Below are 10,942 nucleotides of genomic sequence, written 5' to 3'. Positions count from 1 at the left end.
CAGAGCGTGGGAACGATCAAATTCAACACAGGTGCTTTATGACAGCAGCCAATGTTTACCAACAACGCCCCACCTCCGGAGCCAAGGCCGAGTCGTCGCTGCACCATGCCGACCTCGCCAGCCTGGTAGGCAAGGGTCGCAAGAACGCCGGCGTGACCGTGCGTGAAAAGAAACTCCTCGGCCACCTGATCATTCGTGGCGATGGCCATGACGCAGCCTTCGCCGCCGGTGTGCACAAAGCCTTGGGTATCGAATTGCCCGGTGCCCTGCAAGTCATCGTCAAGGGTGAGACCAGCCTGCAATGGCTCGGTCCGGATGAGTGGTTGCTGGTAGTGCCAGGCGGTGAGGAATTCGCCGCCGAGCAAAGTTTGCGTGAGGCGCTGGGTGATTTGCATATCCAGGTCGTCAACGTCAGCGGCGGCCAGCAGATTCTCGAACTCAGCGGCCCGAACGTGCGCGATGTGCTGATGAAATCCACCAGCTACGACGTGCACCCCAACAGCTTCCCGGTGGGCAAGGCAGTGGGCACGGTGTTCGCCAAGTCGCAATTGGTGATTCGCCATACTGCTGAAGACACCTGGGAGCTGGTGATTCGTCGCAGCTTCTCGGATTACTGGTGGCTGTGGTTGCAGGATGCGGCGGCTGAGTATGGTTTAAGCGTCCAGGCCTGATCGTTCCCACGCTCCGCGTGGGAATGCATCCCGGGACGCTCCGCGTCCCAAGAGCGGACGCAGAGCGTCCATTGCGGCGTTCCCACGCAGAGCGTGGGAACGATCAAGGAGTCACGAATAATGAGCCGCGTACCCGATACATGGATTTTGACCGCCGACTGCCCCAGCGTGCTCGGCACGGTGGACGCGGTCACTCGCTACCTGTTCGAGCAGGGCTGCTACGTCACTGAGCACCACTCCTTCGATGACCGGCTCTCGGGCCGGTTCTTCATCCGCGTGGAGTTCCGCCAGCCCGATGGTTTCGACGAACAAGCCTTCCGCGATGGCCTGGCCACCCGTGGCGAAGCCTTCGGCATGATCTTCGAACTGACCGCGCCGAACTACCGGCCGAAAGTGGTGATCATGGTCTCCAAGGCCGATCACTGCCTCAACGATTTGCTCTACCGCCAGCGCATCGGCCAACTGTCGATGGACGTGGTCGCCGTGGTCTCCAACCACCCCGACCTCAAGCCCCTGGCCGACTGGCACCAGATTCCGTATTACCACTTTCCCCTGGACCCCAACGACAAGCCGTCGCAAGAGCGCCAGGTGTGGCAGGTGATCGAAGAGTCCGGCGCCGAACTGGTGATTCTTGCGCGCTACATGCAAGTGCTGTCGCCGGAGCTGTGCCGCAAGCTCGACGGTAAGGCCATCAACATCCACCACTCCCTGCTGCCCGGTTTCAAGGGCGCCAAGCCGTATCACCAGGCTTACAACAAGGGGGTGAAACTGGTGGGCGCCACTGCGCATTACATCAATAACGATTTGGACGAAGGCCCGATCATCGCCCAGGGCGTGGAGGTGGTGGACCACAGTCACTATCCGGAAGATTTGATTGCCAAGGGACGGGATATCGAAGGCCTGACCCTGGCCCGGGCCGTGGGGTATCACATTGAGCGGCGGGTGTTCTTGAACGCCAATCGGACAGTGGTGCTCTGATGGACGCCTTCGCGAGCAAGCCCGCTCCCACATTCGACCGCATTTCAAAGGTAGGACTCGGTCAACTGTGGGAGCGGGCTTGCTCGCGAAGAGGCCCTTACTAACAACGCAAAAACAGCATCTGTACCCGAGCACTTAAACGCGCTGCCTGCCTGGGCAACGCGGTTCCATAAAAACAACAGCGAGGTGAAAGCATGTCTGGTAATCGTGGTGTCGTGTATCTCGGCAACGGCAAGGTCGAAGTACAGAAAATCGACTATCCCAAAATGCAGGACCCCCGTGGCAGGAAGATTGAGCACGGCGTCATCCTGCGCGTGGTCTCCACCAACATCTGCGGCTCCGACCAACACATGGTGCGCGGCCGCACCACTGCCCAGACCGGCCTGGTCCTCGGCCACGAAATCACCGGCGAAGTGATCGAGAAGGGCAGCGACGTCGAGAACCTGAAGATCGGCGACCTGGTGTCGGTGCCGTTCAACGTCGCATGCGGCCGTTGCCGTTCCTGCAAAGAGCAGCACACCGGCGTGTGCCTGACCGTCAACCCGGCCCGTGCCGGTGGCGCCTACGGCTATGTCGACATGGGCGACTGGACTGGCGGCCAGGCCGAATACGTGCTGGTGCCTTACGCCGACTTCAACCTGTTGAAACTGCCGGACCGCGACAAGGCCATGGAGAAAATCCGCGACCTGACTTGCCTCTCCGACATCCTGCCCACCGGCTACCACGGCGCAGTCACTGCGGGCGTTGGCCCGGGCAGCACGGTCTACATCGCCGGTGCCGGTCCGGTAGGCCTGGCGGCTGCCGCTTCCGCTCGCCTGCTGGGCGCTGCGGTGGTGATCATCGGTGACGTCAACCCGATCCGCCTGGCCCACGCCAAGGCCCAGGGTTTTGAAATTGCCGACCTGTCGAAAGACACCCCGCTGCACGAACAGATCGCTGCGTTGCTGGGCGAGCCGGAAGTGGATTGCGCCGTCGATGCCGTGGGTTTCGAAGCGCGTGGCCATGGTCATGAAGGGGCCAAGGCAGAGGCTCCGGCCACCGTGCTCAACTCGTTGATGGGCGTGGTGCGGGTGGCTGGCAAAATCGGTATTCCGGGCCTGTACGTCACCGAAGACCCGGGTGCCGTGGATGCCGCTGCAAAAATGGGCAGCCTGAGCATTCGTTTCGGCCTGGGCTGGGCCAAGTCCCACAGCTTCCACACCGGGCAAACCCCTGTGATGAAGTACAACCGCCAACTGATGCAGGCGATCATGTGGGACCGTATCAACATTGCCGACATCGTCGGTGTGGAAGTCATCAGCCTGGATGACGCGCCACGCGGGTACGGTGAGTTCGATGCGGGCGTGCCGAAGAAGTTTGTGATTGATCCGCACAAGTTGTTCAGCGCGGCTTAAATCGCGGGCAATTAAAAAGGCGACCTCAGGGTCGCCTTTTTTGCATCTGCGGTTGGGTGGGAAAATCAGCGGATCGCCAAAGCCCCCTGATACACCGTTGGCCCCGTCGGCTGCTTGCTCACCGAGCCACCCTTGGTTTCCGAACTGACCATCAGTGTCACCGGTTTACTGATCGACTCCTGCTGGCGAGGGTTGATGCCGATAATGCCTTTGCCGTCTTCCGGCAGCAGGCCCAGCGACACTGGCGTGCCGTCAGCCGGAACCGCCCACAGCTCCAGGCTTTGGTCCGGAGCCGGTGCCGTGGCGGCAATCGGCTGCACTTCGAGGTAATCCTTGTGGGCCACGATTTGCGTGGCCGGTTGCTGGGTGGTGTTCACCAGCAATGCGGCAGCCTTGACGCTGTCCTGGGTGTAGAGGGCGCCGCCGACGCCTGCCACTATCACCAAACAGGCGCCGATGAACAGGCGTGGGCGGTTCCAGAATGAAGGCTTGTGCTCAATCACTTGGGGGTTGATCGCAGTCATTAGGCTCTTCCTGACATGTTTTGTAGTCTTTCATGGACCCGGTTAACGGCGATCGGTTCCTCATCCGTCGTATTGAGCCTCGGATCAGAGTGATGCCAATTGGCCCTGGTACAGCACCGGCCCGGTGGGTTGTCCGGTCGGCGAGCCGCCCTCAGGCTCAAGGCTCACTGCCAGGGTCAGCGGCGCCGTCAGCAGCGCCTGGTGTTCTTTGCTCAACTGGATTCGGCCGTTACCCGACACCGGCAACAACCCCAGGGAGATGGGTTTGCCGCCTGCCGGGATTGCCCACAGTTCCAGCGCGCGGGCCGGCTCCACGGCCGCCAGGGTCAGCGGTTCCACTTGCAGGTGATCCGCGTAGGCCTGGATCTTCAGCGCCGGCTGCTGATCAGCCGCCACCAGCGTGGCGTTGTACTCCACCCCAAGATCGCGCTGGTACAACACACCCACCAATACCGCGATCACCACCCCGCACGCCGCTACCAGCAAGCGCAGGTTCATCCAGAACGGTTTCTTCGCCGGCATATGCAGCACTTGCGGCTCAATGCGCGCCTTGATCCCTTCCCATACGTGGTCCGGCACCGGCCGTTCAGGCAGCGGCCCGGTGAGGCTGGCGAGGGCATCCTGCCAGTGCCCGAGTTCGACGCGCAGCGCCGCGTCATCCCGCAGCAGCGCTTCAAAGCGCCGGCGGGCGGTGGCAGGCATCAGCCCGATGGCGTAGTCAGCCGCCAGGGCGCGGCGCAGGGCGGTGGTCTGGTAGTTCATGATTCAAGGCACCTGCGCAAGCGCTCCATGCCGCGGCGAATCCAGGATTTGACCGAGCCCAGCGGCGCGGCCAGATGTTCGGCCAATTCCGAGCACGACAAGCCCTGGAAGTAAGCCACGGTGATCGATTGACGCTGCATGCCTTCGAGGCTGTCGAGGCAGCGGTTCAGGGCGAGGGCTTCACGCTCGCTGTCGAACTGTTCATGGGCGCTGGGGCTTTCGTCGGCCGTGGCGTCCTCCTGGCCTTCGCTCAAGGGTTGTTCGCGGTGTTTGCGCAACTGGTCGATCGCCAGGTTGCGGGTGATATTGACCATCCAGGTCATGGGCGCCGACAGATGGGCCTCATAGCGTGAGGCGTTGTACCAGATGCGCACGAAGCTTTCCTGCAACACCTCCTCGGCCAGATCCTTGCGACCCATGAAACGCAAGGCAACACCGTGCAAACGCGGGGAAACGCTGCGATAGAGCGTTTCGAACGCCTGGCGATTACCCAGGGAACACTGGGCCAGCAATTGCCGTAGCTGATCTGCATCGTGGGTCGAAATAGGGCTTCTCCAGGCGCTTGCAACAGAGCGATGGGACGGCGCACGGTAAAGAGGGCAGGCTGAGGTTAGTCCAGCTTGGGCATTCATTCCATCTACCTCCGTGCGGCTCGTGGTGGATATACGCAGCGCAAGGCGCATCGGATGCAGTGGTTTTCTGAACTAATCTGCAGGGAGGGAACAATCCTTCGGCGTACCCAGTCAAACTCCTGCTTTTTGCGCTTACTTTCAGAGGTTGTCTTGATGAAGATTTCACGCGGTTTTGCCCTGTCCTGCCTGTTGACCGTGGCGGCCAGCCCGGTATTTGCGGCAGGTTTCAGCCTCGGCGACGTGGCCAATGCCGTGTCCGGTGCACAAGGTGGCGACAAGGCAGCAGCGGCTGCACCCACTTCACAGACCGCTGGTCTGCTGCAGGCACTGACCTCGCAATTGAACGTGACCCCTGAGCAGGCCGTTGGTGGTACCGGCGCAATGCTGGGCCTGGCCAAGAATAAATTGGGCGGCGGTGATTACTCGCAACTGACCAAAAGCGTACCGGGCCTGGACAAGCTCTCCGGCAGCAACTCCCTGGGCAGCCTCGGCGCCCTGAGCGGCATGCTCGGCCAGAGCGGCGGCAGCAAGACCTCGGGCCTGGATGGCGTGTTGGGTAACGTGAAAAACACCAACGACCTGAACACTGCGTTCAGCGCGCTGGGCATGGACAGCGGGATGGTGGGCCAGTTTGCGCCGGTTATCCTGAAATACCTGGGCGGCCAGGGCGCCAGCGAATCGGTGCTGGGCAAACTGGCTTCGGCCTGGGGCACTGGCGGCTAAGGCCGCTCCGCGCGCAGTTGGGCGATGCGCGCATCCTTCTCCCTCCAGAGCTGGTTGACCCAGTTCTGGACGGTCTGGCGAAACGCCGGATCGTTCTCGTAATCCCCCTGCCACAACGCCGGATCCAGCTCTCGGGTACGGATATCCACGATCACCTTCGGCACCGCACCACTGATCAAGTCCCAGAAGCCCGGAATGTTTTCCTGTGGATAAACCACGGTGACGTCGAGCACCGCATCCAGCTGTTCGCCCAACGCCGCGAGCACGAACGCCACGCCACCCGCCTTGGGCTTGAGCAGGCGCTCGAAGGGTGAAGCCTGCTGTTTGCGCTTGGCCGGGGTGAACCGCGTGCCTTCCAGGTAATTCACCACGGTGACCGGCTGGCGCTTGAACAACTCGCAGGCCTCTTTGGTGATTTTCAGGTCCTGGCCTGCCAGTTCCGGGTGCTTGGCCAGGAATGCCTTGCTGTAGCGCTTCATGAACGGGTAATCGAGTGCCCACCAGGCCAGGCCCAGGAAGGGTACCCAGATCAGTTCCTTTTTCAGGAAGAACTTGAAGAACGGCGTGCGCCGGTTGAGGGCCTGGATCAGTGCGGGGATGTCGACCCAGGATTGATGGTTGCTGATCACCAGGTAAGAAGTGTCACCCCGCAGGTCGCCGCCGCCGCGAATGTCCCATTGGGTGGGGATGCACAGGGCGAAGATCAGCTTGTCGATCTCGGCCCAGGTTTCGGCGATCCACATGACGGCCCAGGAGGCATAGTCACGAAAGCGACCGGGGGCCACCAGCTTGAGCAGGGCAAACACCATCAGCGGCCCGAACAGCACCAGGGTGTTGAGCAACAGCAGCAATGTGACGAAACAGCCGGTGAGCAGGCGGCGCATAAGTAACTCTTGGAATCATTTTTGGCCCGCCATGATAAGCAGCTTGGGCCTGGAGACCAAATCGCAAATAAGCTTACGAATGTTTCACAGCGGGCTGGGTATGCTCTGTGATCTAACTAAGCAGCGAATTTGCAGTCTAGAATTGGCCCACTTATTTCAAGGAAACCTCCTACGTGAAATCCATCCTTGCCCTGCTAACGCTGGTGGCCTTGCCTGTCATGGCCGCCGAGCCGACCCTTTATGGTCGCTACGAATACATCCAACTGCCGGAAATCGGTGAGACCTTCAAGGCCAAGATGGACACCGGCGCGCTGACCGCCTCGCTGTCGGCCCGGGACATCGAGACCTTCACCCGTGATGGCGACGACTGGGTACGCTTCCGCCTCGGCGGCAAGGACGCCACCAACAAGGTGTACGAGCACAAGGTTTCGCGCATCAGCAAAATCAAGAGCCGCGCCGACGAAGATGACGACAAGGACGAAGCCACCGTGGCCAAGCGCCCGGTGATCGACCTGGAAATGTGCCTGGGCAACGTCAAGCGCACCGTCGAGGTCAACCTCACCGACCGCAGCAGCTTCAACTACCCGCTGCTGATCGGCGCCAAGGCCCTGCGTGAATTCGGCGCTGCGGTAAACCCGGCCCGCCGTTACACTGCGGACAAACCGGACTGCTGACGGAACACCATGGCGCATATCCTGATTGTCGAAGACGAAGCGGCTATCGCTGACACGCTGATTTTCGCCCTGCAAGGCGAGGGCTTCACCACCACCTGGTTGAGCCTCGGCCAGGCGGCGCTGGCCCATCAGCGGCAAACCCCGGCGGACCTGGTCATCCTCGACATCGGCCTGCCGGACATCACCGGCTTCGAAACCTGCAAGCAACTGCGGCGTTTCAGCGAAGTACCGGTGATGTTCCTCAGCGCCCGGGACGGTGAGATCGACCGCGTGGTGGGTCTTGAGATCGGCGCTGACGACTATGTAGTCAAGCCGTTCAGCCCGCGGGAAGTGGCAGCGCGGGTACGGGCCATTCTCAAGCGCGTGGGCCCCGGTGCTGCTCCGGCGGTGTTCCAGGTGGACCTGGAGCGCATGCAGATCAGTTATCGCGGCCAGCCCCTGAGCCTCACTCGCCATGAATTCCGTCTGCTGCACAGCCTTTTGGAGCAACCCGAGCGCGTGTTCAGCCGCGAGCAACTGCTGGATGCGGTGGGCGTGGCGGCGGACGCAGGCTACGAGCGCAATATCGACAGCCACATCAAAAGCGTGCGCAGCAAATTGCGCGCGGTGGCGCCCGAGGCGGAGCCCATCCAGACCCATCGCGGCCTTGGCTACAGCTACAGCCCGGGCAACAGCTGATGCGCCTGGGGATTCGGTTCTTCCTGGTGTACGCATTGTTTATCGGCCTGACAGGCTACTTCGTACTCAGCACCGTGATGAAGGAAATCCGCCCCGGCGTGCGCCAGTCCACCGAGGAAACCCTGGTGGACACCGCCAACCTGCTGGCGGAAATCCTGCGCGACGATGTGAAGAACGGCACCCTCGGCCAGAGCCACTGGCCCGAACTGCTCAAGGCCTACGGTGAGCGTCAGCCCGGCGCGAATATCTGGGGCCTGCCGAAAAACCAGGTCAACCACCGCATCTACGTCACCGACGCCAAGGGCATTGTGCTGCTGGACTCCAGCGGCGAGGCCGTAGGCGAGGATTACTCGAAGTGGAATGACGTGTACCTGACCCTGCGCGGCGAATACGGTGCGCGCTCGACCCGCAGCGAACTGGACGACCCTGCCTCTTCGGTGATGCACGTCGGCGCGCCGATCCGCGATAGCGGGCAGATCATCGGCGTGGTTACTGTGGCCAAGCCCAACAGTTCACTGCAACCCTATGTGGACCGCACCGAAGACCGGCTGCTGTGGTACGGCGCCGGGCTGGTCGCCCTGGGCTTGCTGTTTGGTGCGCTGTTGTCGTGGTGGTTGAGTGTCGCACTGCGCCGGCTGACGGCGTATGCCCAGGCGGTGAGTGAAGGCCGGCGTGCCGAGTTGCCGCACTATCGCGGCGGTGAACTGGAGCAGTTGTCCACCGCCGTGGAGCACATGCGCACCCAGCTGGAAGGCAAGGCGTACGTCGAACGTTATGTGCACACCCTGACCCACGAATTGAAAAGCCCGCTGGCGGCGATTCGTGGTGCGGCGGAGCTGTTGCAGGGCGACATGTCCCGTGACCAGCAGCAGCGTTTCGTGAGCAATATCGACAGTGAAAGTGCGCGCTTGCAGCAGTTGATCGAACGCTTGCTGAACCTGGCGCAGGTGGAGCAGCGCCAGGGCCTTGAGGACCAGGCCAGCCTGTCGTTGGCGGCGCTGGTGGACGAAGTGCTCAGGGCTCAATGTGCGCGCATTGAAGGCGCCGGGTTGCAGGTCGAGCAGGCGATTGCCGCGGATCTGCAGGTGTATGGCGAGCCGTTCCTGCTGCGCCAGGCGCTGGGTAACCTGCTGGAAAACGCGCTGGATTTCACACCGCCCGGTGGCACATTGCGGTTCAGCGCCAAGGCCTTGGATGACGGGATCGAATTCACCCTGTTCAACCAGGCCGACGCCATTCCCGAGTACGCGTTGCCGCGCCTGAGCGAGCGCTTCTATTCCCTGCCGCGCCCGGCCAGTGGGCGCAAGAGCACCGGCCTTGGGCTGAATTTTGTCGAAGAGGTGATGAAGCTGCACGGCGGCTCACTGCAGATCGGCAACGTGCCCGGCGGCGTGCAGGTAAAACTGCATCTCCACACAGTCTCCACATTCCCTTCATAAATCCCCCTTAAGCGCCCGCCAGACTCTCCCCCATCAAAACAGGGAGAGCTTCATGAACCGCAATCTGCTTTTCAAATTGGGCGCCATCGCGCTGCTGATCGTGCTGTTGTTGATTCCGTTGCTGATGATCCACGGGGTGATTACCGACCGTCAGCAACTGCGCGACGACGTCTTGCAGGATATCGCCCGCAGTTCCAGCTACAGCCAGCGCCTCAATGGCCCGGTGCTGGTGGTGCCTTATCGCAAGACCGTCCGGGAGTGGAAGCTCAATGAAAAGCTCAACGAACGCTACGAAGAAACCCGCGAGGTGCGTGGTCATCTGTATTTCCTGCCGGAGCAATTTGCCCTCGACGGGCAGGTGCAAACCGAAGTGCGCGCCCGGGGCATCTACCAGGCGCGGTTGTTCCACGCCGACAGCCGTATCAGTGGGCGGTTTGTGTTGCCGGAGCAGTGGGGCATCACGGAAAACTTTGCCGATTACCGCTTTGACCCGGCGTATCTGGCAGTGGGTATCAGCGACATTCGCGGCATCGAAAATGCGTTGAAGCTGGAGCTGGGCAGCCAGCAACTGGCGTTTTCCCCGGGCACTCAAGTGGCTTGGCTGGGGGAGGGTGTGCACGTGGTGCTGCCCGAGCAGGACAGCAAGAAGCCGGCGCCTTTTGACTTCGCCTTTGACCTGCGCCTGCAAGGCACCGAGCAGCTGCAAGTGGTGCCGGTGGGCAAGACCAGCCAGGTCAAGCTGGCGTCCAACTGGCCGCACCCGAGCTTTATCGGCAACTTCCTGCCGACACAGCGCGAGGTCACCGCCCAAGGCTTCAGCGCCAATTGGCAGACCACATTCTTCTCCACCAACCTGGAAGAAGCACTGCGCGGTTGCCTGGCCGAGCGCGGCTGTGACGACTTCAACAGCCGCAGCTTCGGCGTGAGCTTTATCGACCCGGTGGACCAGTACCTCAAGAGCGATCGGGCGATCAAATATGCGCTGCTGTTCATTGCCCTGACGTTTGCCGGTTTCTTCCTGTTCGAGGTGCTCAAGAGCCTGGCGGTGCACCCGATCCAGTACGCGTTGGTGGGGGTTGCCCTGGCGTTTTTCTATTTGCTGTTGTTGTCATTGTCCGAGCACATCGGGTTTGGCCCGGCGTACCTGATATCGGCGGCGGCCTGTGTGTTGTTGATCGGGTTTTACGTCTGCCATGTGCTGCGCAGTGTCGCCCATGGCCTGGGGTTTTCAGCAGGGTTGGCGGCGTTGTATGGCTTGCTGTACGGGTTGCTGAGTGCCGAGGATTACGCGTTGTTGATGGGCTCGTTGCTGCTGTTCGGGTTGCTGGGCACGGTGATGGTGCTGACCCGCAAGCTGGATTGGTATGGCGTGGGCAAACGCAAGGAGATGGGTGATGAGTAAGTCGTTGGGGTTGCGGGAAGATCAGCAAGAGGGCGCGCAGTTAGTGGTGAGGATTAACGCGCTATTCCCTTTGGCCCGGGAGCTTTTTGTGGCGAGGGAGCTTGCTCCCGCTGGGCTGCGCAGCGGCCCCAAAAATCCTGGGAGCGCTTCGCACTCCAGCGGGAGCAAGCTCCCTCACCAC

At 61.6% G+C, this 10,942-nt stretch carries 12 protein-coding genes; 8 read left to right on the top strand and 4 right to left on the bottom strand.

The window, feature by feature from the left end:
* Positions 1 to 38: 38 nt before the first annotated feature.
* From HX807_RS13405 to fdhA, 3 genes are all read left to right on the top strand, one after another.
* Positions 39 to 671, top strand: a complete 633-nt coding sequence (locus HX807_RS13405; RefSeq protein ID WP_177050218.1) for a sarcosine oxidase subunit gamma — start codon at positions 39 to 41, stop codon at positions 669 to 671.
* A 120-nt stretch (positions 672 to 791) separates the two neighbouring features.
* Entirely contained in the window at positions 792 to 1,649 is an 858-nt protein-coding gene (gene purU / locus HX807_RS13400) for a formyltetrahydrofolate deformylase (protein WP_003209192.1), read from the top strand.
* 194 nt (positions 1,650 to 1,843) lie between these two features.
* Positions 1,844 to 3,043 (top strand): formaldehyde dehydrogenase, glutathione-independent, encoded by a 1,200-nt coding sequence (gene fdhA, locus HX807_RS13395; RefSeq protein WP_003209194.1) that lies wholly within the window; start codon positions 1,844 to 1,846, stop codon positions 3,041 to 3,043.
* 65 nt (positions 3,044 to 3,108) lie between these two features.
* Here fdhA and HX807_RS13390 read toward each other — a convergent pair whose 3' ends face one another.
* The 3 genes from HX807_RS13390 to HX807_RS13380 form a co-directional block, all read right to left on the bottom strand.
* Complete coding sequence (locus HX807_RS13390; RefSeq protein ID WP_177050216.1) at positions 3,109 to 3,567, bottom strand: anti-sigma factor domain-containing protein; 459 nt, start codon at positions 3,565 to 3,567, stop codon at positions 3,109 to 3,111.
* An 84-nt stretch (positions 3,568 to 3,651) separates the two neighbouring features.
* Positions 3,652 to 4,329, bottom strand: coding sequence for an anti-sigma factor domain-containing protein (locus HX807_RS13385; RefSeq protein ID WP_003209197.1), 678 nt, complete (start codon positions 4,327 to 4,329; stop codon positions 3,652 to 3,654).
* On the bottom strand, positions 4,326 to 4,961 hold the full coding sequence (locus HX807_RS13380) for a sigma-70 family RNA polymerase sigma factor (protein WP_177050214.1): 636 nt from the start codon (positions 4,959 to 4,961) through the stop codon (positions 4,326 to 4,328). Before HX807_RS13380 ends, HX807_RS13385 begins: the two co-directional genes overlap by 4 nt.
* Positions 4,962 to 5,114: 153 nt before the next feature.
* Here HX807_RS13380 and HX807_RS13375 point away from each other — a divergent pair, with 153 nt between their 5' ends.
* Complete coding sequence (locus HX807_RS13375; protein WP_003209203.1) at positions 5,115 to 5,684, top strand: DUF2780 domain-containing protein; 570 nt, start codon at positions 5,115 to 5,117, stop codon at positions 5,682 to 5,684.
* Here the strand turns inward: HX807_RS13375 and HX807_RS13370 are convergent.
* Complete coding sequence (locus HX807_RS13370) at positions 5,681 to 6,568, bottom strand: acyltransferase (RefSeq protein ID WP_087694754.1); 888 nt, start codon at positions 6,566 to 6,568, stop codon at positions 5,681 to 5,683. The two genes, HX807_RS13375 and HX807_RS13370, sit on opposite strands and share 4 nt — an antisense overlap.
* A gap of 173 nt (positions 6,569 to 6,741) precedes the next feature.
* Here HX807_RS13370 and HX807_RS13365 point away from each other — a divergent pair, with 173 nt between their 5' ends.
* The 4 genes from HX807_RS13365 to creD are packed head-to-tail and all read left to right on the top strand — an operon-like array spanning position 6,742 to position 10,761.
* The gene (locus tag HX807_RS13365) at positions 6,742 to 7,242 is read left to right on the top strand and encodes an ATP-dependent zinc protease (RefSeq protein WP_003209205.1); all 501 of its coding nucleotides are present in this window, start codon (positions 6,742 to 6,744) and stop codon (positions 7,240 to 7,242) included.
* 9 nt (positions 7,243 to 7,251) lie between these two features.
* Positions 7,252 to 7,920 (top strand): two-component system response regulator CreB, encoded by a 669-nt coding sequence (gene creB, locus HX807_RS13360; protein ID WP_003209207.1) that lies wholly within the window; start codon positions 7,252 to 7,254, stop codon positions 7,918 to 7,920.
* Positions 7,920 to 9,359, top strand: coding sequence for a two-component system sensor histidine kinase CreC (gene creC, locus HX807_RS13355; protein WP_102370057.1), 1,440 nt, complete (start codon positions 7,920 to 7,922; stop codon positions 9,357 to 9,359). Before creB ends, creC begins: the two co-directional genes overlap by 1 nt.
* A 52-nt stretch (positions 9,360 to 9,411) precedes the next feature.
* Positions 9,412 to 10,761, top strand: a complete 1,350-nt coding sequence (gene creD, locus HX807_RS13350; RefSeq protein WP_177050212.1) for a cell envelope integrity protein CreD — start codon at positions 9,412 to 9,414, stop codon at positions 10,759 to 10,761.
* Positions 10,762 to 10,942: the final 181 nt, after the last annotated feature.

It is taken from the genome of Pseudomonas sp. D8002 (assembly GCF_013385695.1).
Lineage (GTDB): Bacteria > Pseudomonadota > Gammaproteobacteria > Pseudomonadales > Pseudomonadaceae > Aquipseudomonas.
The sequence above is the reverse complement of the archived record's forward strand: the minus strand, read 5'-3'. Positions and strand labels throughout refer to the sequence as shown.

Coding starts and splice junctions, on each gene's coding strand:
- HX807_RS13405 (WP_177050218.1), top strand. CDS start 39: ATGACAGCAGCCAATGTTTACCAACAACGCCCCACCTCCGGAGCCAAG.
- purU (WP_003209192.1), top strand. CDS start 792: ATGAGCCGCGTACCCGATACATGGATTTTGACCGCCGACTGCCCCAGC.
- fdhA (WP_003209194.1), top strand. CDS start 1,844: ATGTCTGGTAATCGTGGTGTCGTGTATCTCGGCAACGGCAAGGTCGAA.
- HX807_RS13390 (WP_177050216.1), bottom strand. CDS start 3,567: ATGACTGCGATCAACCCCCAAGTGATTGAGCACAAGCCTTCATTCTGG.
- HX807_RS13385 (WP_003209197.1), bottom strand. CDS start 4,329: ATGAACTACCAGACCACCGCCCTGCGCCGCGCCCTGGCGGCTGACTAC.
- HX807_RS13380 (WP_177050214.1), bottom strand. CDS start 4,961: ATGAATGCCCAAGCTGGACTAACCTCAGCCTGCCCTCTTTACCGTGCG.
- HX807_RS13375 (WP_003209203.1), top strand. CDS start 5,115: ATGAAGATTTCACGCGGTTTTGCCCTGTCCTGCCTGTTGACCGTGGCG.
- HX807_RS13370 (WP_087694754.1), bottom strand. CDS start 6,568: ATGCGCCGCCTGCTCACCGGCTGTTTCGTCACATTGCTGCTGTTGCTC.
- creB (WP_003209207.1), top strand. CDS start 7,252: ATGGCGCATATCCTGATTGTCGAAGACGAAGCGGCTATCGCTGACACG.
- creC (WP_102370057.1), top strand. CDS start 7,920: ATGCGCCTGGGGATTCGGTTCTTCCTGGTGTACGCATTGTTTATCGGC.
- creD (WP_177050212.1), top strand. CDS start 9,412: ATGAACCGCAATCTGCTTTTCAAATTGGGCGCCATCGCGCTGCTGATC.